Origin of the sequence: Carboxylicivirga linearis, assembly GCF_018271995.1 — a bacterium.
GTDB classification, from domain to species: domain Bacteria; phylum Bacteroidota; class Bacteroidia; order Bacteroidales; family Marinilabiliaceae; genus Carboxylicivirga; species Carboxylicivirga linearis.
The window spans coordinates 225797-247666 of sequence record NZ_JAGUCO010000005.1; the positions used below are offsets into that span (position 1 = coordinate 225797).

A 21870-nucleotide genomic window follows, 5' to 3' on the forward strand; every position below is an offset into this window, starting at 1 on the left:
AATACAGTTGTTAGATTACTGATTAATTAGTGCTATACATTCCTTTAAACTGTCTTTCCAGTATGGAATGTCAACATTATAGATTGTTTTGATTTTGGTCTTGTTTAAAACACTGTAATGCGGCCTAGGTGCAGCAGTCGGATAATCTTTGCTTTCTATTGGCTTTACATTGCAGTTTATATTTGCAATTTCGTGAATGGTCTTGGTAAAATCAAACCATGAACAAACACCTTCGTTGCTATAGTGATATATGCCACTCTGAAAAGGAATGGCTAAGTTAATGTCTTTTTCAATAATATAAAGAATAACTTTAGCTAAGTCGCGAGCATAAGTTGGGGTGCCAACCTGATCGAAAATTACATTCAGCTCATCTCTTTCATTTCCCAGCTTCATCATGGTTTTAACAAAGTTATTTCCAAACGAAGAATACAACCAGGACGTTCTAAGAACGATAGATTCCGAATTTTCTTTTAACAGGGCCAATTCACCATCAAGTTTCGTTTTTCCATAAACAGAATTAGGAGATGTTTGATCTTCCTCAGAGTATGGTTTGAAGTTACTACCATCAAATACATAATCAGTTGAAACATGTATCACTTTAGCATTTATCTCTGAAGAACTTTTTCCAATAGTTTTAATAGCTTGATTGTTAATTATATCGGCTAAATCCTTATCCGTCTCAGCTTTATCAACAGCAGTATAAGCAGTACAATTAATAATATAATCAAAGGAGTCTGAAGTAATTTTATTTTTCAAAGCTACTTGATTGGTAACATCCAATGATTCTATAGTTGTGAATGTAAATTTGGCTTCACGGAATTGGTGATACAATTCTTTTATTTCATTGCCTAATTGTCCTTCAGAACCAATAACCAAAATCTTCTTCATAATTTAAACAAAATTATATTCAGCTTCTCTTAGAGTAGGTAAAATACCATCTTTCTGAGAAATGATGATTTTATCTTGCGGAATTTTCCAGTCGATATTCAACTGAGTATCGTTATAGGCCAAGCCTCTTTCTGCTTCTCGATTATAGTAATTATCACATTTGTACATAAAAATGGCTGTTTCGCTTAAAACTGAAAAACCATGGGCAAAACCTTGAGGAATAAAAAACTGTGTTTTATTTTTAGCTGATAATTCTATTGAAAAGCTTTGACCAAAAGTTGGTGACTTTATTCTTAGGTCAACTGCAACATCTAACACTTTACCTTCAATAACCTGTACTAATTTAGATTGAGCAAAAGGAGCTAATTGGTAATGTAATCCTCTTACTGTACCGTAGCACGATTTAGATATGTTATCCTGAACAAAGTGGGGGAGTACTTCATTTTCAAAATATCTGTTTTCGTTATATGATTCCATAAAGAAACCACGGTCGTCAGCGAATACTTGGGGTTGAATAATTACTAAACCAGGAATATGTGTTTTTTCAATTTTCATTTAATATTTCTTGAGCTGCAAAAATAACAATGCATTATTAAAATCGAGTAATTAATAAACGATTCGTTGTTATTTTGCCAAACGAATTAGGTATTGACCGTATTCGTTTTTCTTTAGCGGTTCAGCTAACTTTAGTAATTGGTCTCGGTTGATATACCCTTTAGTGAATGCAATTTCTTCTATACAAGCAACTTTTAATCCCTGACGATTTTCAATGGTTGATATAAAATTACTTGCCTGAAGTAAACTATCGTGCGTTCCGGTATCTAACCAGGCAGTTCCTCTACCTAATTGACTTAGTTGAAGTCTCTTTTCGTTTAAATAAAGCATATTAAGGTCTGTAATCTCCAGTTCACCACGTTTGGAAGGCTTTAAACTTTTGGCTTTCTCAACTACATCGTTAGGATAAAAGTACAATCCTGTTACTGCATAATTTGATTTTGGCTTTTCAGGTTTTTCTTCAATTGAAGTTACCATTCCTGAAGAATCAAAGTCAGCAACTCCATATCTTTCCGGATCGGTAACATAGTACCCAAAAACAACCGCTGCATCTTCAGTTTTAGTTACTTTCGATAAGGTTTCACTAAAACCATAGCTGTAGAAGATATTATCACCTAGTACCATGGCAACGTCACTATCGCCAATAAATTCTTCGCCAATAATAAAAGCTTGAGCCAATCCATCTGGTGATGGTTGTTCTGCATAGCTAATTTTAAGTCCTAAATCAGATCCGTCTCCAAAAAGGTTTTCATATAATGGCAGGTCATGTGGTGTGCTAATTATTAGTATTTCACGAATATTAGCAAGCATTAAAACCGATAAAGGATAATAAATCATTGGTTTGTCATATACCGGGATGATTTGCTTTGAAATGCTTTTTGTTGCCGGGTATAATCTAGTACCCGAGCCACCTGCTAATATTATTCCTTTTCTTTGCTTCATTGGATTTACATTTAATTAAGGATTTATTTTCTCGTCCAGCCACTTTTTAAAAGACCATCGAAATATTCAATTGTTTTGGTTAAACCTTCACGAAGCTGTACTTTGGGCTCCCAGTCATTTAACTCTTTTTTAGCCAATGATATGTCTGGCTGGCGTTGAGTAGGGTCATCTGCTGGTAAAGGTTGGTTTGTTAACTTAGATTTCGAATTCGTTAGATCAATGATTTCATTAGCCAGTTCAATCATTGTAAATTCATTTGGGTTTCCAATATTAACGGGCCCGTTAAATTCTTTTCTGCTTCCCATCATTCGAATCATTCCTTCCACTAAATCATCAACGTATTGGAAACTTCTGGTTTGTTTGCCATCCCCAAAAATAGTTATGTCTTCTCCTAATAAAGCCTGAACTATAAAGTTAGATACAACTCTTCCATCTTCAGGATTCATTCTTGGACCATAGGTGTTGAATATTCGTATAATTTTAATATCAACATCATTTTGCTCGTGATAATTAACAAAAAGACTCTCTGCACAACGTTTTCCTTCGTCATAACATGATCTGATACCAATTGGATTTACATTTCCCCAATAAGTTTCTGGTTGAGGATGAATCAGAGGGTCTCCATAAACCTCGCTGGTAGAAGCTTGTAATATGCGTGCTTTAATTCGCTTAGCTAAGCCCAGCATATTAATGGCTCCCATAACGGAAGTTTTAATGGTTTTGATTGAATTATATTGATAATGAACTGGTGATGCCGGACATGCCAGATTATAAATCTCATCCACCTCAATAAAATAAGGATGGGTCACATCATGGCGAATCAATTCAAAGTAAGGATTGTCAAGCAGGTGCACTATATTATCTTTTGCGCCAGTAAAGTAATTGTCCATACAAATTACTTCATTCCCTTCATTCAGCAATCTTTCGCATAAATGAGATCCTATAAATCCAGCTCCACCAGTAATTAAAATTCTTTTCTTCATGGATGATTAGATAAAATGTCTATGATATTGATTAATGCAATATTAGGAAAATAAAAATAAAAAAGTCTGGAATCAAAAATCCAGACTTAATTGTATTGTAATGAATAATATTTATCGTCCTATACCATAATAGGTAAAGCCGTTTTCTTTTAATTCAACCGGATCATAAATGTTTCGACCGTCAAAAATTACTTTTTCATTCATTAGTTTTTCCATCACTTTATAGTTAGGAATTCTAAACTCCGGCCACTCAGTTATTAATATTAGGGCATCAGTATCAATTAGTGCATCGTACTGGTCTTTGCCATATTCAATTGTGTCACCTAAAATCTTATGGGCTTCTTCAGCAGCAACAGGATCATATGCCTTAACTTTTGCACCTTCCTTAATAAGGGCATTGGCAATAACAACTGATGGAGCTTCTCTCATGTCATCAGTCTGTGGCTTAAATGATAAACCCCACATTCCAAACGTTTTTCCTTTTACGTTGCCAAAATGCTTTAATATTTTACTAACAATCACCATTTTCTGATCGTTATTCACATCTTCAACAGATTCTAATAAACGTAAACGATAATTGTATTGCTGAGCTGTTTTAATAATGGCTTTTACATCTTTAGGAAAGCATGAACCACCGTATCCGGCACCTGCATATATAAATTTATTTCCAATTCTGGTATCAGAACCAATACCACGACGAACATTAGAAACATCAGCACCAACAATTTCACATAGGTTAGCAATGTCATTCATAAAGCTAATTTTAGTTGCTAACATCGCATTGGCAGCGTATTTGGTCATTTCTGCTGATGGTATATCCATGAATAAGATAGGATGCCCGTTGAGAGTGAAAGGCTTGTATAGCTTTTGCATAATCTTTTCAGCCTTTTCCGATTCTATACCTACAACAATTCTGTCAGGCTTAAGAAAGTCTTCAACGGCATTACCCTCTTTCAAAAATTCAGGATTAGATGCAACATCAAAATCAATTTCTACGCCTCTTTTCTCTAATTCATCCTGAACAGCAGCTTTTACTTTTTTAGCTGTGCCAATCGGCACTGTACTTTTTGTGACAACTACAATATGTTGCGTAATGTGTTTACCTATTTCGCGAGCAACAGCTAACACGTGGCTTAAATCAGCACTTCCATCTTCACCTGGAGGTGTTCCAACTGCAATGAAGACTGCCTCTGCTTGTTCAAGACTTTCTTTTAAGCTTGTTGTAAATTGTAATCTTTCTTTTTCAACGTTAGCAAGAACCATTCTGTCCAGGCCAGGTTCGTATATAGGAATAATCCCATTTTTAAGATTTTCTATTTTTTTTTCGTCAATATCAACACATGTTACATTCACACCTGTATCAGAGAAACATGTTCCTGTTACTAAGCCAACATAACCTGTACCTATAATTGAAATTTTCATGGCGTATAATTTAATCTATTAAAGATTGTTGAATAGATGAGTTTTTTTTCGAACATCAAAAATAGAAAATATTATATGATTTAAATAATGATAAATCTTATTAGTGGGTTATACTTTGTGAAAGTGTTTGAATATGTGATGAATGTATTAGAAAATATTGATGAACATGGTGGGGTTAGACATTAGTATAATTAGTTTGTATCCGATGACTTCTTGACGACACCTTTTTAATAAGCTAAATTTGCAACTTAGCTGTAAAATATTGGCTTAGAAAGTTTTTTAACTAGAAAAAAGTTAATACTTTTGCAGCGATTTTTTACAATATATTGTCTAACTACTAGTTATTTAACATTTTAACAAAAATGGCAGAAGAAAAAGAAAACGTTCAGGAACCTGTTGAAAACACTCCTGAAGTAAAAGAAACTCCAGTTGCAGCAGTTCCAGCTGATGATTTTGATTGGGATAGCTATGAAGCCGGAGATGTAGTTGGTGCTGGTGCATCAAAAGAAGAATTGGCTAAAATGTATGACGAAACTCTTTCTACAATTTCTGAAAAAGAAGTTATCGAAGGAGAGGTTATTACATTAACTAAACGTGAAGTTGTTATTAACATCGGTTTTAAATCTGATGGTATCGTTAGCCGTAACGAATTTCGTTACAACCCAGAATTAAAAGTTGGCGATAAAGTAGAAGTTTACGTTGAAAGTCAAGAGGATAAAAAAGGACAATTAGTTCTTTCTCACAAGAAAGCAAGAGCATTACGTTCTTGGGATCGCGTAAACGAAGCTTTAGATAACGATGAAGTTATCAAGGGTTACATCAAATGTCGTACTAAAGGTGGTATGATCGTTGACGTATTTGGAATTGAGGCTTTCTTGCCAGGTTCGCAAATTGATGTTAAGCCTATTCGCGATTACGATATGTATGTAGGTAAAACTATGGAATTCAAAGTGGTTAAAATCAACCCGGAATTCAAAAACGTAGTTGTATCTCATAAAGCACTTATTGAAGCTGAACTTGAACAGCAAAAGAAAGACATTATTTCTAAGCTTGAAAAAGGTCAGGTTCTTGAAGGAACCGTTAAAAACATCACTTCTTACGGTGTATTTATCGACCTTGGTGGCGTAGACGGATTGATTCACATTACAGACCTTTCTTGGGGTCGCGTGACTCATCCAGAAGAAATCGTTCAGTTAGATCAGAAATTGAACGTTGTAATTCTTGACTTCGATGATGAGAAGAAGAGAATTGCATTAGGTTTAAAACAGTTAACTTCTCACCCATGGGATTCATTGGATTCAGAGCTTAAAGTGGGTGATGTTGTTAAAGGAAAAGTGGTTGTTATGGCTGACTACGGTGCTTTCGTTGAGATTGCTCCAGGAGTAGAAGGTTTAATCCACGTTTCTGAAATGTCATGGTCTCAGCACTTACGCAGCGCTCAAGATTTCTTGAAAGTTGGCGACGATGTAGAAGCTATGGTATTAACTTTAGATCGCGACGAGCGTAAAATGTCTCTTGGTATCAAGCAATTGAAAGCTGATCCATGGGAGAAAATCGAAGAGAAATATGCAGTTGGTACTAAGCACAAAGCGTATGTACGTAACTTCACTAACTTCGGTGTATTTGTTGAAATCGAAGAAGGAATTGACGGATTAATCCACATTTCTGACTTATCATGGACTAAGAAGATTAAGCACCCGGCAGAATTTACTGCAATTGGTGAAGAAATCGACGTTGTAGTTCTTGAAATCGACAAAGAAAATCGTCGTTTGAGCCTTGGTCACAAGCAGCTTGAAGAAAATCCATGGGATGTATTCGAATCAATCTTTACTGTAGATTCAATTCATGAAGGTACTATTGTTGATATTTTCGACAAAGGTGCTGTAATTGCACTTCAGTATGGTGTTGAAGGATTTGCTACTCCACGTCACCTTGTAAAAGAAGACGGAGCACAAGCTAAAGTAGACGAAAAACTTGATTTTAAAGTAATTGAGTTTAATAAAGCGGCTAAACGCATTATCCTTTCTCACTCTCGTATTTTCGAAGATGTTCAGAAGGGTGAAGAAGTAGCAGCTAAGAAAGCTCAAACTAAAGCCACTAAAAAAGGTGTGAAGAAGTTGAATGATAACTTAGAAAAAACTACTTTAGGAGATATTTCTGATTTGGCTGCCTTGAAAGATCAATTGGAAGCCGATGAGAATTCATCAAAAGAATAGTTATTACTAAGTTAAAACAATAAGAATGGACTTTAAGATTGATAAATTAGACGGATTTACATTGGTTCAGGTTTTGAAAGAAAAGTTGGATACTCACGTTGCACCAACGCTTAAATCAGAATTAGTGTTGCTTTCTGGTAATGGTGAAAAAAATATTTTGCTTGATCTCGGTAAGTGTAATTATTGCGATTCGTCAGGTCTAAGTGCCATTCTTGTTGCTAATCGACTTTGTAAAAATGCCGATGGGGTATTTGTATTGGCTGGTCTGCAACCTGCAGTGGAGAGATTAATTTCTGTTTCGCAGTTAGATTCAGTGTTAAATATAGCCCCGTCATTAAATGATGGTACTGAAATGATTCGTAAAGCATTAGAATCGAATTAATTCGATGAGCTTTTCTGTAACCATTTTAGGAAGTAATTCAGCATTACCAACATCGGATAGATATCCTACCGCTCAGATACTACGTGTATCTGAGCGTTTTTTTTTGATTGATTGCGGGGAAGGCACGCAGATGCAAATGAGAAAAAATAAGATTAATTTCTCAAAAATACATCATGTCTTTCTTTCACATCTTCATGGAGATCATATTTTTGGTTTGATGGGATTTATTTCAACTCTCGGACTTCTTGGGAGGAATAAAAAACTGACTATTCATGCGCATCCTGACTTAAAAGATTTATTGGAACCACAATTAGCTTATTTCTGTGAAGATTTACCTTATGCAATCGAATATAAAGATCTCACTTTCGATTCTCCAAAGATTATTTACGAGGATAAGAAGGTAATTGTAGAATCCCTTCCTTTATCGCATCGCATACCTACTTGCGGTTTTATTTTTAGAGAAAAGCCCAAAGAGCCTAATATCAGAAAAGAGGCAATTTATAAGTATAATTTGGGAATTGCAGATATAGTTTCAATTAAAAATGGCGAGTCTTTTTACGATGATAAAGGGAGAGAGGTTGATATGAATAAACTGGTTATTCCAGCCCCAAAACCTCGCTCATATGCTTTTTGTTCAGATACCCGATATTTTAGAAAGATTATACCTGCTATTACAGGGGTTGATTTGTTGTACCATGAAGCCACCTTTTTGCATGAATTAAAAGATCTGGCCAAATCATCGACTCATACAACTGCTAAACAAGCAGCTACTATTGCAAAAGATGCCAATGTTGGCAAGCTTATAATAGGTCATTTTTCCAGCCGATATAAAGATCTAACTCCTTTAAAAAATGAAGCAATGGAGGTGTTTGAAAATGTTGATCTTGCCTTAGATAATCAACAGTACTTTATTGAATGATGATGGTTTAAAGGTTATTTTTCCTTTGTGAAAGTTGCGTCAGCTAAGTCTACAACTAATGTATAGCCAATGTTGCTTATTTGTAGATATAGCTTTTTAGCTCCCTGTATCTCTAGTACTTCGCCTGTAATACCTTTTAATGGACCTGATGTTACAGTTATGGTTTGACCTTTTTCTAATTTGTCCGTTTCAACATCAAAATCTAACTGATTCTCAATGGTACGTCTCATAGCTTCTATGTCAGAATCAGGTATAGTACAAGCTTTACCTTTATAAGAAACATATGCAACAACACCATTGGCCTCAAATACACGCCTGTAGTCTTGTTTGGGTATGTTAATGAATATGTAGGAACTAATAACCGGCATTTCCACCCATTTCTTGCGATCACTCCATTGACGAAGAACCTTTTTCATGGGTAAATAAGCTTTAATGCCCATTCTTGTTAATTGCTCCAATACCTTTTTTTCAGCCCTAGACTTAGTATAAAGTGCATACCAAGTGTATTTAGTTTTATCCTCCAAACCCTATTGTGTATTTTTTTGCGAAGGTAATAAAATTGAAATTCTTTAATAAACAGAGATAAAAAAAAGAGCACTATAATTGTGCTCTTTTTATGAAGGGAGAAATATTTTACTCCTATGACTTTAATTTTTCTGCCATTGCAACACCTAATTGCCAGCAGGCTTCATATTTATCTTCTTTTAAAGAATGCTTTTCCTCTACAGGCTCAGCAACAGGTTCCCATTTTAGTGTTTGTGCAGCCTCGTTTAGTTTTTTAACCGAAGCACCGGCCCATGTGTATGAGCCTAAAATACCATAGACATGATTGCTTACACCCATGTGTTGTAATTTAGAAACTAAAGCTTCCATATTAGGATGTAACTCGTTACTGTATGTTGGGCTACCTAAAATAATACCCTTAAACTTAAATACATCAGATATAATATATGATGGATGTGTTTTACTTACATCATACACTCTAACATTTTTGATGCCTGATTCTGCAATTGCCCGTGCCGTAACTTCTGCCATTTCTTCTGTATTGCCATACATTGAGGCATATGCTACAACTACCCCTTCTTCTCCTTCGTATTTACTCCACTGATCATACCATTTAAGCATTTGTGCAATGTTTTCGCGGTAGACTGGACCATGTGACGGAGCAATCATTTTTAGGTCTAAAGCTCCTAATTTTTGAAGTGCTTTCTGAACAGGATTTCCATATTTACCAACAATGTTTGAGTAGTATCTACGCATCTCGTCAGTGAAATAATCAAAATCTAATTCATCATCAAAAATGCCACCATCTAATGTGCCGAAGCTACCAAATGCATCTGAAGAAAAAAGAATTTGGTTAGTTTCTTCAAAGCAAACCATCGATTCTGGCCAGTGTACCATTGGTACTGTGTAGAATGAAAGTTTGTTTTTTCCTAACTCAAGACTATCACCTTCTTTAACTTCTTTACAATTAGTTGTGATACCATAATATCCTTCAATCATAGGAAGCGTCTTTTTGTTTCCAACAATTTCCATGTTAGGATACAGTTCAGTAAGGATACGAATGGCGCCAGAGTGATCTGGTTCCATATGATTTACTACCAAATAATCAATAGGACGATCGTTTAGTACGGCTCGTACCTTGGCAATCCACTTTTCAAATTGTCCGGCTTCAACGGTGTCAATAACGGCTACCTTTTCATCGGCAATAAGGTAAGAATTATAAGAAACTCCTCTATCCAAAGGCCACATGTTTTCAAATAGTGAAGTGCGTCGGTCGTTAACACCAACGTAATAGATTTGCTCAGATAGATTTACTGGTTTATACATCTTGAATCTGGTTTTTATCTTTAATTGTTATTATTTCGGTATTTGAATGCGCAAAAATAAAAAAAAGAAAAGGTTTAAAATAAAAAAAAGCCCCTGAAAAGGAGCTTGAATTAAAGTTTTTATAGTTATCGTTTTCTTATAAGTAACCACACATCGCTGTATTTTTCGTAACCAGCTCGTATATTCCCAATTTTATTTCGGGCCGGCTCTTCATCATTATAGGCTGAAACTGAAACCCGATATAAACCATTCTCATTTTCAAGAATCACTGGAGTGAAGCCTTCTTCAATTAATTGTGTTTTGTAGTTTTTTGCGTTGTCTAGTACTTTAAACGAACCAATTATTACATAGTATTTAAATACTTCATCTTCGGTTGTGTCAACAGCTTTAACCTTTTCTTCTTTAACAACAATATCTTTTGGCTTAGGTGTTTCTTTTACCTTGGGTTTTGCTTCTTCCGTCACATAAGGACTATCGCTATCATCAAAACTAGATGATCCTTTATTTAACGAAGCGCACGATGTTAAAATAGTAATAGCTATGATTAAGGTAAAAATGGTTGAAAATTTCATATAAGGTAATTTTATCAGTTAACAGTATTAAAATACAATATTTCAGTTGATTAATTTTAAATGCGAAAATAGCTAAAATTCTTTTTTGAGGAATTTTTCATTGGAAAGAAAATATTTAACGATAGATCTTTCTTTTATTCAAAGCTCTCTGAAACTTAGCGGCATTTTGATTATGTTGTTTTAATGTTTTAGCAAAATTATGATATCCCGAAAAATCTTCTTTAGCGCACATGTATAGGTAATTATGCTGTGTTCGGTTTAATACCGCATTAATGCCAGAAATGGAGGGTATTCTTATTGGACCAGGAGGTAAACCAGCATATTTATAAGTGTTATATGGAGAGTTTATTTCCAGATCTTTTTTTAAAATTCGTTGAACACTAAAGTCACCCATTGCATATTTAATGGTTGGATCCGCTTGTAAGCGGATATTCTTTTTTAAACGATTTAAATATAAACCAGCAACTTTTGGTTTTTCATCAGCTTTAATGGTTTCTTCATCTACAATAGCAGCTAAAATACTAACTTCAGTAGGGGTGAGGTTTAGTTCTTTTGCTTTGGCTGTTCTATCTTCGTTCCAAAACTTTTGATGCTCGGTATTCATTCTTTTTATAAACTTTTCTGCAGTTGTGTTCCACCAAAATTCATATGTATTGGGTAGAAACAAAGTCAGTATAGTTTCTGAATTAACTCCAATTTCCTTTTGAAGTATATTGTCATTTAAACTTTCAAGAAGGCTGATACTATCGGCTTCAATATAATGGCTGATTACTCCAGCTAATTCTTCTTTAGTTCTAATGTTATTGAAGGTGACTTTAACAGGTGATTGTTTGCCGGAACGAAGCAGGTTTATCAGCGTGTTATTAGACATACCTTCTTCTATTTGGTATCGTCCGGGTTTAACAGCCTCATACTTTTTTAATTCGGCTACCCATTTAAATGATATGGAGTTCTTTAATAGTTTATTCTCATCCAGTATTTGAATAAGATCTTCAAATGATGAATGGGTAGGGATGTAAATGAATTCTTGTTGGTTTTGAGTAAGGTTAATATTTTCAGCAAAAATCCACTTATAATATTTTAGTCCCATTAATCCGGTAGCCACAAATAGGGCAATAATAATGGTTAAGCCAACTAAAAGTCTGCTTGTCTTTTTTCTTTTATTTCGTTGTTTTATTGACATGTAATAATCCTTTGGATGATAAATTTAATCATTCAATGCTCTTTAATCAACGATAAAGAAGCGCGTTTATTTTCTAAATGATATTAACTTCTGGCTCTAGTGAAATCTGAAAACGATTCCTGATGTCTGAGATAATGGTGTTTGACAAATTGATGATGTCTTGTGCTAAAGCATTATTTTTATTGATCAGAACCAAAGCTTGCTTTTCGTGTACAGCTGCTCCTCCAATAGATTTACCTTTCCATCCGCTTGTATCAATCAGCCATCCAGCAGGAATTTTAACTAAGTCATCAGAAATTATGTAGTGAGGCATTTGAGGAAATACCTTTATTAATTCTTCAAACTTACTTCGTTGAATAATCGGATTTTTAAAGAAAGAACCGGCATTTCCCATTTCTGAAGGTTCGGGCAGTTTACTTTTTCGTATATCAATAATTGTTTCGCGTAGGGTTTGTAAATCAGCTGTACCCTTTTTCATTACTTCCTCTTTTACCGGACCATATGAAAGATTTAATTTGGCTGATTTCTTTAGTTTAAAAACGACTGATGAAACGATTACTTTATTTTTAAGTTCACCTTTAAAAACACTATATCGGTAATCAAACTTACAATCCACATTATTCATGGTAAAAAGCTTACCGTCTTTTATAAACACACCATTTACAATTTCAATACAATCTTTTACTTCTACACCATAAGCCCCAATGTTTTGAACCGGTGAGGCACCTACATTTCCTGGGATGTAGGATAAATTTTCTAAACCGTAGTAATTATTCATAACGCAATAAGCAACCAAATCGTCCCATTCTTCACCTGCTCCAGCTTTAATCCAAACATGGTTATCATCTTCTTCAATAATTTCAATGCCTTTAATGGTGGGATGGATAATTAATCCTTTAAAATCTTTTGAAAATAATAGGTTACTTCCTCCTCCAATAACTAAATATGGTTTAGGGTCTGTATTTAATAAGTTAATTACTTCAATTAAATCGTCAAGAGAAGAACATTCGGCTAATTCGGTTGCATTAACACTAAGGCCAAATGTATTATATGATTTTAAGTTCGCGTTTTTCTTTATCGCAAGCATATCGTTTGTTTTGAAATGCAAATATAATTTATTCAGCTTGTCCGGGAAATGTGATGCTATTATAAACTTCTTTCAGGTTTAATAATTAAGACAAATATGTACTTTTGCTCAAAATTTGATTTTATGTCATCAGTTAAAGCCTGGATTACAGCTTTTCGTTTACGAACTTTACCATTAGCTTTTTCTTCCATTTTAGCAGGAAGTTTTGTGGCTGAATTTTATAATTGTTTTCAATGGCCTGTTTTGTTGTTGGCCTTGTTCACAACCTTGTTTTTGCAGATTCTTTCTAATTTGGCAAATGATTATGGCGACACTGTTAATGGCGCTGATCATGAAGGTCGATTAGGGCCCCAAAGAATGGTGCAAAGCGGAATGATAACATTATCGCAGATGAGAATTGCAATTGTTATATTTTCTGTATTGTCGTTTCTTTCAGGGATAGGATTGATTTATATTTCTTTTGGAGGGTTTATTCAGTTACGGTTTCTTTTATTCCTATTGTTGGGTATGGCTGCCATTGCTGCAGCATTGAAATACACAATGGGATCCAATCCATATGGTTATAAAGGTTTAGGTGATTTTTATGTGCTGGTGTTTTTTGGATTAACAGGTGTTGGAGGTACTTACTTTTTACATTCTAATAATTGGGACTGGACTTTGTTGCTTCCTGCTTTTAGTATTGGCTTTTTAAGTACTGGCGTGCTTAATGTAAATAATATGCGCGATATTAAAAGCGATCAGGTAGCAGGAAAAAGAACTCTTGTGGTCAAAATTGGTTTGAATTCTGCCAAAGTGTATCATTACAGCTTAATAATATTGTCGGTAGTTTTGTTAGTTGTATTCAGTATTATCAACAAGTTTAGCTTGTTAAGCTATCTTTACTTGGCAGGAGTTCCGCTCTTGTTTTTGCATATGAAGGCCATAAAAAATGCAAAGGTTGCTGATGATTTTGATCCACAACTTAAAAAGCTAGCTCTGTCAACTTTGGTGTTGGTTTTATTGTTTGGACTAGGAATAATGATTGGTTAACATGTTAAAAGCAGATTTTACAAAGCATATACTCAAGTTTAATTTCCCAGGAGGCACTTCGCGTGGCGTTTTATACGAGAAACCGAGTTGGTATTTAAGATTGCAAGATGATAAGGGAAACACAGGGATTGGAGAGATTTCCATTATACCCGGATTAAGCCTGGATGCCGAAGAAGAGTTGGATCAAATATTAAGCGGTTTAGGTAATAATGCAGAATCAATTCAGGATAATTATCAAACACGATTTAAGCATTTACCTGCTTTAAGGTTCGGAATTGAGTCGGCTCTATTGAGTTTAAGAGGAAAATCTACTTATGAATTATATCCCTCAAGGTTTTGTCAAGGTGATGATGCTGTGAAGATAAACGGTTTAATCTGGATGGGAGACATTCCTAATATGAATAGACAGATTGAATTAAAGCTGGAACAAGGATTTACCTGTTTGAAAATGAAAATAGGAGCTTTAAACTTTGAGGATGAAATACAGGTATTAAAAAATATCAGGAAAAACTACTCAAAGGATGTGCTGGAACTTAGAGTAGATGCCAATGGAGCATTTAGTCCAAATGAAGCTTTATCAAAGTTAGATCAATTAGCTATGCTTGATCTACACTCAATAGAACAACCTGTTAAGGCCGGACAGTGGGATGTAATGGCAGATCTTTGTAAAAAAACTCCTTTGCCCATTGCTTTAGATGAAGAGTTGATAGGTATTCATGAAGTATCTGAAAGAACTCAACTACTTGATACAATTAATCCACAATACATCATTTTAAAACCAAGTTTAATTGGAGGTTTCGATTCATCATTGGAATGGATAAAACTTGCTCAAGAAAGAAATATGGGATGGTGGGTGACATCGGCCTTAGAGGGGAATATTGGCTTAAATGCTATTGCCCAGTGGACATATACTTTAAATAATTCAATGTCTCAGGGCTTAGGAACGGGCCAAGTATTTAAGAATAATATTGATTCACCTCTGTATTTAAAGGGAGATAACTTGTATTACAATCCATCAAAACAATGGGCTAATCCTTTTCTATAAATATTAAATGATATCAACCATCAAACATAAACACTACAACACCTTATATTTTAATCATACCTTTTATGATGGTGAAGATCAATTAAGGAAGTTAAGCGACGAACTTAGTTTGAGCGATTTAGATTGGGAAATAGCTTTGGGATCTTTCTTGAAAGAATGGTTGAGTGATGATTTAGATATTGAGCTATTTACATCAGGAAGTACAGGAGTACCGAAAAAAATCATAATGAATAAATCAGCAATGGTTTATTCAGCAGAACGTACCCTTGATTTTTTTCATTTGAAAAAAGGAGCTAAAGCCTTGTTGTGTTTGTCAACCGACTATATCGCAGGAAAAATGATGGTGGTGCGTGCCTTGGTTGGAGGACTTCACCTTATAGCTCATGGTGTAGATTCCAATCCTTTAAAATATTTAAAAGAAGAAATTGATTTTGCGGCATTAGTACCAACACAAGCAAAGGAGTGTTTTGTGAATTCGCGTGATCAGTTTAAGCTGGTTAAGACTATAATACTGGGTGGAGCTAAGGTGGATTGGGATTTAGAACAAAAATTGAATCAAGTATCATCTGAGTGTTGGGAAACATATGGAATGACTGAGACAGTATCACACATTGCCTTAAAAAGAATAGCATTAGAGCCTAATACTCCCTTTCGTCTTTTACCTGGAATTGAAATTAGGCAAGATGATAGATCGTGCTTGGTAATTGAGCCATCAGACATAAATCAACATCGATTAGTTACGAACGATATTGTTGAGTTAAAGAGCGAGAATGAGTTTATTTTAAAAGGACGATATGATAATGTAATTATTACAGGAGGGCTAAAATTATATCCAGAAGAATTGGAAGGAAAACTTTCCAAAAAGATAAATCAGGATTTTATATTTTGTGGTATTCCCGATAGTAAATGGGGAGAATCAGTTGTGTTGGTTGTCGAATCAAATGATTCACTAAAATTTGATGAATCAATCTACTTAACTTTGAAGAAATACGAAAAGCCTAAGAATATTTATTTTTTGGAAAGTTTTCCCCGTACAGAAAGTGGCAAAATACAGCGTTCAAAAATAAAAGAAATCATACTTAAAAGAATGGATTCTACTAATGCTTGATGCATTAATACTATATTTGTTTAAAAAGACTGGAAAGATAAAATGACTCGTATCTATATAATCGCAACCGCACTATTGATTTTAACATCTTGTTATAATAAGCGCAAGGATGTAGCAATTAACACATATCAGGAAGCAGACCTTAGTAATGCCAGTGAAGATCCTTTATGGGAAAGAACGGGAAGAGGTTTGCATGCATCGTTTGGTTCAACAGATGTTAGATATTCGAAATACAAGGTTCCGATGGAGATTGTTGTCAAAGATTTTGAATTAACTGCATGGAAAGGTGAAAGAATAAATACACAGATAGTTTTATGGACTGTTTCTGATATAAAGCAAGTTGAATGTGTTTGGCAGCCTTTGGTGAGTGAGAATGGAGATACAATTTCAACAACAAAAATTAATACCCGGTTTGTGCGTTATGTTATTGCCGATAAATATGGAAATGGCTGTGGAGAGCGCACTAATGACCCCACAAATGCGCATTTAGTTGCTGATGTATTGGATCAATTGCCTGCTATGGATATGGTGGCACATACTGTTAGGCCTGTTTGGGTTAGTTTTGATGTGCCGGAAGATGTATCACCAGGAAAATACACTTCTTCAGTCAAAATATATTCTAAAAAGAATTCCCCACAGGAATTACGTTTAACACTTAATGTACAGAATAAACAAATTCCATCTTGCGATCAGCAAAAGTTTCATCTTAACTTAAGGCAAAATCCTTTGGCAATTGCTTTGTGGCACGATGTTAAGCCATGGAGCGAAGAGCACTTTAAGGTAATGAAACCCTATATGAGATTGCTTGCTGAGGCAGGACAGAAAAGTGTAAGTTGCTTGCTTTACGAAGGAGTGAATGAAGATGTAACCTTTAATCTTCCAACATCCATGATTCAATGGGTGAGAACATCCAATGGTAAATGGAAGTTTGATTATTCTGTATTGGAGAAGTGGATCAATTTTATGCAGGAAAATGGAATTGATAAACACATTAATTTATACTCAATTTTACCTCTAAATAAGCAGTTGTTTTATCGTAATGAGAAAGATGGGCAAAGTAATCTTATTTCATTGAAAGAAGACAGTGAGTTACGTAGAGAAATACTTAAAACCTATTTTGCAAATTTACGTCAATTCCTGGCTGATAAAGGATGGATGGAGAAAACCAGTATTGTTATTGAGGATAAGAATCAAGAAGATTTATCCGATTTTATTTATTGGATGAGGAAATATGAACCGGACTTTAAGATTACTTTAATAACCAAACGTTACCGTCCTGATTTGCTGGATAGTGTTCAGCATCTAGGGTTGTCGGCACAATATATTAGTGCGGAATCAATGCTGGAATTGCTAGAAGTAGATGATACCAAAACGAGTTTAACCATTGATTGTTCGTTAGAAAGACCGAATTTATTTTCATTTTCATCACCCGCTGAAGCTACCTGGTTTGGCTGGTTTGCTGCCGCTCATGGTTTAGATGGTTTGTATTATTCAGGTTTTAATGATTGGAATGCTAACCCGTTAATTGACGGAAGATCGATATATGCACCAGCTGGTGCTAATGCACTCGTTTATCCGGATTGTAGAAGCTCCATTAGATTTGAAAAGCTAAAAGAAGGAATTCAGGATTATGAGAAGCTGAATGTTCTCTCAAAGGACTTTACCAGTAACGATCTTGAAGAATTGGCAAAGATTCAGGCCCGTTTTACAGTGCATAGGATGAATGATAATGAGGCCGAGATTGTTGTTAAGAAAGGCCGAGAAATTATTAATAAATTATCTGAAAGGTAATTCGTACTCAAATACTCAAAATCATGAATAATGTCATGATTTTTGTGGCACTTCTATGCTTATTTTGTCTTCTAAATAATCTTAACCCCTAAATATTCCTATAAATATTTATTAAGTCAGCAGTTTTTAATGTTGATAGGGGAAATAAACCGTAATTGAAGATGAAAATATTAATGACATTATGTATGGTCTTGTTTTCTGTAGCTATTATTGCACAGGACGAAGCCAAGGGATTTGAGTTTGAAACTATTTATGATTTAGAAGCTACTTGTGTAAAGGATCAGTATAGATCGGGTACATGTTGGAGTTTTTCAGGTTTAGGATTTTTTGAGTCAGAGATGATTCGTTTAGGTAAAAATCCGGCTAACCTTTCAGAGATGTTTGTAGTACGTCATTGTTATTCCGATAAAGCAGAAAAATATGTGCGTTTACATGGTTCGTTAAACTTCGGTGGAGGTGGTGCTTTTCATGACGTTGTTTATGTGATGAAGAAGTATGGTATGGTTCCTGAAGAAGTTTATGGTGGATTAAACTACGGTGAAGAAAAACACGTTCATGGCGAAATGGATGAAGTGTTAAAAGCTTATGTTGATGCAGTCATTAAAAATAAGAATAAGAAACTAACCACAGCCTGGAAAAATGGTTACGAGGGTATTTTAGATGCTTATTTAGGAGAAATGCCTGAGTCGTTTGAAGTAGATGGTAAAACATACACTCCACAAACATATTTAGATGATGTTATTGGTATTAATCCTGATGATTATATTCAGGTAAGTTCTTATTCACACCATCCATTCTACTCAAAATTTATTATTGAAGTGCCAGATAACTGGATGTGGGGTGAAGTATATAATGTGCCAATGGATGATTTAATGTCTATTTTTAATAATTCGTTAGAAAACGGATATAGCATTGGTTGGGCTGCTGATGTGAGTGAGAAAGGATTTTCGTATCGCAATGGATTAGCTATCGTTCCGGAAAGTAATATTGAAGAGTTGGCTGATTCAGAGCAATCGAAGTGGGAAGCAATGACACCTGCTGAGCGTAATAAAAGACTGTATAGTTTTGAAGAGCCAGTTACAGAAAAGGTTATTACCCAGGAAATGCGTCAGGAAGCTTTCGATAACTATGAAACGACAGACGACCATGGAATGCAAATTACCGGTATGGTAAAAGATCAGAACGGTACTGTATATTACAAGGTTAAAAATTCGTGGAATACAGGAAATAAGTACGATGGATATATATACGCTTCAGAAGCTTTTGTGAAGTATAAAACAATGTCTATCATGATTCATAAAGATGCTTTAACTAAAGACCTAAAAAAGAAACTTGGTGTTAAGTAATATTGGCATTACAGATGATATTAAAGGGCGATCGTTGATCGCTCTTTTTTTATGAAATCAAACCAAATAAGTATGAAAAAAAATAATAGTCAGTAATTGTATTGTAATATGCATATATTCAGATTTATGCATTGAATTTTTAATATTGTTTATAGGAATTGTTGATTATAAAATCTCAACTTTTATTAAAAAAGTTTCCATTTTAAAAAAAAAGTTCCATATTTGCATATGTTAAAATGTGTAAACAAAAAGATAAAATTATTTGTTTATATATTTGAAATAAACAAGATTTCTATGTTGAGTTAAAAAAGGTTAATATTGTGAATTATAAAGTATTAATTCAAAACCTTTTTAAATCAATTAAGTATAAAGAGTTATGAAGCTTTCTTCATAAGTTAGGGTTAAGGTTAGGTTGAAGAAGGAATGTTCGAAATGTCGAGCATTCCTCTTTTTTTTGCCCGATTTTAAACTAAAAGTACTCGTTAATGGTTATATTAATGAATCAATTTATTCATAGATTTGGATTTTAGTTAGGGTTAGATGAAAAGAGAGGATAGCAGAGTCCTCTCTTTTTAGTTTATAACCTTAGTTTCTGTTCGTATAAGTGGAAGTTTTCACTATCAAATATCACAAAAATAATCTCCAACTTGTTTTGCGAAATAAAATTCTGTACTGATCGAATGGCAATCTCAGCTGCCTGATCTTTGGGGTAACCATAAGCACCAGTGCTTATGTTTGGGAATGCAATGGATCGGATATTGTGTTTAAGAGCTAATCTAAGGCTATTAAGGTAACAGTTGGCCAGTAACTCTGCTTCGTTATTATTTCCGCCTTGCCATACAGGACCAACCGTATGTATCACATATTTTGCCGGAAGATTATAGCCTTTAGTGATTTTCGCTTTCCCGGTTGGGCATCCATTAAGAGTTCGGCATTCTTCCAGTAAATGAGCTCCTGCTGCACGGTGAATAGCTCCATCAACACCACCGCCACCCAGTAAAGACGAGTTGGCTGCATTAACAATGGCATCTACCTTTAATTGCGTTATATCACCCTTTATTAATTGTATCATGGTTGTAGCTTTAGTAAGGTAAAATTATTTATTCCCTCAGTTTATTGCAAAGAGAGTTTTTTGTTAGTTGGCAAAGGTAAGGGTGTTTAGTATAGCAGATATTGGGATGTTGTTCTTTTGGAGATTGTTGCTTTACAAGATTATAATGTGAAGCCTTAATGTTTTGGTGTAATTGCAGAAAATATTCTTTTTAACCTAGAATTGCATTTGTTAATTAATAGTGGTTTTGTATTTTAGATATCATAAATGATTGTAATAGAAGAAATCTTTTAAGAGATATTCTATTTTACCCAAACTAGTACTTAATACCTAATGAAACAAAATGCTGTAATTCTATTCTCGTTAATTTTACCTTTATATATGGTTGCTCAGAGCAATGTTGGTGATAAAATAATCAAAAAAGAAGGGTTGTATTATCTGAATGATGGTTTGTGTACGGGTGTTTATTTGTCGTATCATACGAATGGAGTTGTTGCATCAAAGGAAGGTTATTTTAAAGGGCATCCTAATGGATTATGGACATGGTGGTGGAAAAATGGACAGAAAAAGAAAGAGGAAAATTACATTTATAAAAACGGGTGTTCGTATCGCGATGGCTTTGTTTATGAATGGTACGAAAATGGCAATTTAATGCAGAAAGAAACATATAAAGACGGACTCCGGCATGGTAAATGGTATAAATATGATAAAAGAGGAACTATTGTGCTGAAAGGTGTTTGTAGCTATGGTGAGCTTGTATCAGGAGATAAAGTACCCGTGCCGGTTTCTTGTTCAAGAAGAATGGTTTCTTATTAATGTTTCAAAAATGTATTAAAATGCCATTCTATAAGAGATGAGAGAATTAATTCTTAGTCCCGGCAAAAGTGTCGGGACTATCTTATTTATACCGGAAAGTTAATTGACAACAGGGCTTATTATTTCGTAAATTAATATAAAGATCAGTTTTGTAATAATAGGGGATAATACAACTAAAAGACATGAAAAAGTTACCGAATTATGCGTTTTTATTGACTTTTTTAATTCCTGTACTTGTTTTTTTAGCTTGTGAAAAAGAGGAAGGTAAGGAAGTGGAAAGGTCAGAGGTGTTTCTAACTCTTACGTCGCATTCCTGGGCTTATGATACGGTTTATATTGAGTGCGATGATCCTGATATTATCTGGTGGTTTACTTTTCTTGATAGTGCTGCTTCGGCCACTAATTATGAGATTTTATTTAAGGAAGATTTTACATTTATTGGTAGTCCGGATGGTGATGCCAAATGGCGGTTGCAAAACAATGAAACGGAGATTATGATTGTGGATGATGATGATGCGATGGATATCTATAATCACTTTCGAATTGATGAATTAACGGATCAACTTTTAAAAATTACTGATATGGGTGATGTACCTCCTTCAGATACTTGCTATGTACAGTTTGTATACCGTAAGTGATTGGAGGTTTCGACGAAGTTGAAAACTTCGCCGAGCAATAGGGGTTGATTACGGATAGGTTCTCTTG

General features: G+C 34.6%; 21 protein-coding genes. 10 read left to right on the forward strand and 11 right to left on the reverse strand.

Features of this window, described 5'->3' with window-relative positions:
• Positions 1 to 15: 15 nt before the first annotated feature.
• From rfbD to KEM10_RS09915, 5 genes are all read right to left on the reverse strand, one after another.
• On the reverse strand, positions 16 to 888 hold the full coding sequence (rfbD, locus tag KEM10_RS09895; protein ID WP_212215823.1) for a dTDP-4-dehydrorhamnose reductase: 873 nt from the start codon (positions 886 to 888) through the stop codon (positions 16 to 18).
• A gap of 3 nt (positions 889 to 891) precedes the next feature.
• On the reverse strand, positions 892 to 1443 hold the full coding sequence (gene rfbC, locus KEM10_RS09900; RefSeq protein WP_212215824.1) for a dTDP-4-dehydrorhamnose 3,5-epimerase: 552 nt from the start codon (positions 1441 to 1443) through the stop codon (positions 892 to 894).
• 69 nt (positions 1444 to 1512) lie between these two features.
• Complete coding sequence (gene rfbA / locus KEM10_RS09905) at positions 1513 to 2385, reverse strand: glucose-1-phosphate thymidylyltransferase RfbA (RefSeq protein ID WP_212215825.1); 873 nt, start codon at positions 2383 to 2385, stop codon at positions 1513 to 1515.
• Between the two features lie 23 nt (positions 2386 to 2408).
• Positions 2409 to 3368 (reverse strand): UDP-glucuronic acid decarboxylase family protein, encoded by a 960-nt coding sequence (locus KEM10_RS09910; RefSeq protein WP_212215826.1) that lies wholly within the window; start codon positions 3366 to 3368, stop codon positions 2409 to 2411.
• 111 nt (positions 3369 to 3479) lie between these two features.
• Entirely contained in the window at positions 3480 to 4790 is a 1311-nt protein-coding gene (locus KEM10_RS09915; protein WP_212215827.1) for a UDP-glucose dehydrogenase family protein, read from the reverse strand.
• A 362-nt stretch (positions 4791 to 5152) separates the two neighbouring features.
• Here KEM10_RS09915 and rpsA point away from each other — a divergent pair, with 362 nt between their 5' ends.
• From rpsA to KEM10_RS09930, 3 genes are read left to right on the forward strand one after another with little or no spacing between them, the layout of a single operon-like run.
• Positions 5153 to 7006 carry a 30S ribosomal protein S1 gene (gene rpsA, locus KEM10_RS09920; protein WP_212215828.1) on the forward strand — a complete coding sequence of 618 codons (1854 nt, stop codon included), beginning with the start codon at positions 5153 to 5155 and terminating at the stop codon, positions 7004 to 7006.
• 25 nt (positions 7007 to 7031) lie between these two features.
• On the forward strand, positions 7032 to 7388 hold the full coding sequence (locus KEM10_RS09925; RefSeq protein ID WP_212215829.1) for an STAS domain-containing protein: 357 nt from the start codon (positions 7032 to 7034) through the stop codon (positions 7386 to 7388).
• Between the two features lie 4 nt (positions 7389 to 7392).
• Positions 7393 to 8307 carry a ribonuclease Z gene (locus tag KEM10_RS09930; RefSeq protein WP_212215830.1) on the forward strand — a complete coding sequence of 305 codons (915 nt, stop codon included), beginning with the start codon at positions 7393 to 7395 and terminating at the stop codon, positions 8305 to 8307.
• A 14-nt stretch (positions 8308 to 8321) separates the two neighbouring features.
• Here KEM10_RS09930 and KEM10_RS09935 read toward each other — a convergent pair whose 3' ends face one another.
• The 5 genes from KEM10_RS09935 to murB form a co-directional block, all read right to left on the reverse strand.
• Positions 8322 to 8831: a UpxY family transcription antiterminator gene (locus tag KEM10_RS09935; protein ID WP_212215831.1), complete on the reverse strand. Its 510-nt coding sequence runs from the start codon at positions 8829 to 8831 to the stop codon at positions 8322 to 8324.
• Between the two features lie 115 nt (positions 8832 to 8946).
• Positions 8947 to 10137 (reverse strand): FprA family A-type flavoprotein, encoded by a 1191-nt coding sequence (locus tag KEM10_RS09940; RefSeq protein WP_212215832.1) that lies wholly within the window; start codon positions 10135 to 10137, stop codon positions 8947 to 8949.
• A 125-nt stretch (positions 10138 to 10262) separates the two neighbouring features.
• Positions 10263 to 10709, reverse strand: a complete 447-nt coding sequence (locus KEM10_RS09945) for an SPOR domain-containing protein (protein ID WP_212215833.1) — start codon at positions 10707 to 10709, stop codon at positions 10263 to 10265.
• Between the two features lie 115 nt (positions 10710 to 10824).
• Positions 10825 to 11892 carry an endolytic transglycosylase MltG gene (mltG, locus tag KEM10_RS09950; protein ID WP_212215834.1) on the reverse strand — a complete coding sequence of 356 codons (1068 nt, stop codon included), beginning with the start codon at positions 11890 to 11892 and terminating at the stop codon, positions 10825 to 10827.
• A gap of 73 nt (positions 11893 to 11965) precedes the next feature.
• On the reverse strand, positions 11966 to 12979 hold the full coding sequence (gene murB / locus KEM10_RS09955; RefSeq protein ID WP_212215835.1) for a UDP-N-acetylmuramate dehydrogenase: 1014 nt from the start codon (positions 12977 to 12979) through the stop codon (positions 11966 to 11968).
• Between the two features lie 123 nt (positions 12980 to 13102).
• On the opposite strand from murB, the gene KEM10_RS09960 reads away from it, so the two are divergent.
• The 5 genes from KEM10_RS09960 to KEM10_RS09980 all read left to right on the forward strand — a co-directional run bounded on the left by KEM10_RS09960 (position 13103) and on the right by KEM10_RS09980 (position 19298).
• Positions 13103 to 14008 (forward strand): 1,4-dihydroxy-2-naphthoate polyprenyltransferase, encoded by a 906-nt coding sequence (locus tag KEM10_RS09960; protein WP_212215836.1) that lies wholly within the window; start codon positions 13103 to 13105, stop codon positions 14006 to 14008.
• A 1-nt stretch (position 14009) separates the two neighbouring features.
• Positions 14010 to 15053: an o-succinylbenzoate synthase gene (locus tag KEM10_RS09965; protein ID WP_212215837.1), complete on the forward strand. Its 1044-nt coding sequence runs from the start codon at positions 14010 to 14012 to the stop codon at positions 15051 to 15053.
• 7 nt (positions 15054 to 15060) lie between these two features.
• Positions 15061 to 16161 carry an AMP-binding protein gene (locus KEM10_RS09970; protein ID WP_212215838.1) on the forward strand — a complete coding sequence of 367 codons (1101 nt, stop codon included), beginning with the start codon at positions 15061 to 15063 and terminating at the stop codon, positions 16159 to 16161.
• Between the two features lie 42 nt (positions 16162 to 16203).
• Entirely contained in the window at positions 16204 to 17952 is a 1749-nt protein-coding gene (locus KEM10_RS09975; RefSeq protein WP_212215839.1) for a DUF4091 domain-containing protein, read from the forward strand.
• Positions 17953 to 18113: 161 nt separating this feature from the next.
• Positions 18114 to 19298, forward strand: a complete 1185-nt coding sequence (locus KEM10_RS09980) for a C1 family peptidase (RefSeq protein WP_212215840.1) — start codon at positions 18114 to 18116, stop codon at positions 19296 to 19298.
• A gap of 577 nt (positions 19299 to 19875) precedes the next feature.
• On the opposite strand, the gene KEM10_RS09985 is transcribed toward KEM10_RS09980, so the two are convergent.
• Entirely contained in the window at positions 19876 to 20370 is a 495-nt protein-coding gene (locus KEM10_RS09985) for an O-acetyl-ADP-ribose deacetylase (protein WP_212215841.1), read from the reverse strand.
• Positions 20371 to 20682: 312 nt separating this feature from the next.
• Here KEM10_RS09985 and KEM10_RS09990 point away from each other — a divergent pair, with 312 nt between their 5' ends.
• Positions 20683 to 21165: a toxin-antitoxin system YwqK family antitoxin gene (locus tag KEM10_RS09990; RefSeq protein ID WP_212215842.1), complete on the forward strand. Its 483-nt coding sequence runs from the start codon at positions 20683 to 20685 to the stop codon at positions 21163 to 21165.
• Positions 21166 to 21347: 182 nt separating this feature from the next.
• Positions 21348 to 21803: a hypothetical protein gene (locus KEM10_RS09995; RefSeq protein WP_212215843.1), complete on the forward strand. Its 456-nt coding sequence runs from the start codon at positions 21348 to 21350 to the stop codon at positions 21801 to 21803.
• The last annotated feature ends 67 nt before the right edge of the window (positions 21804 to 21870 follow it).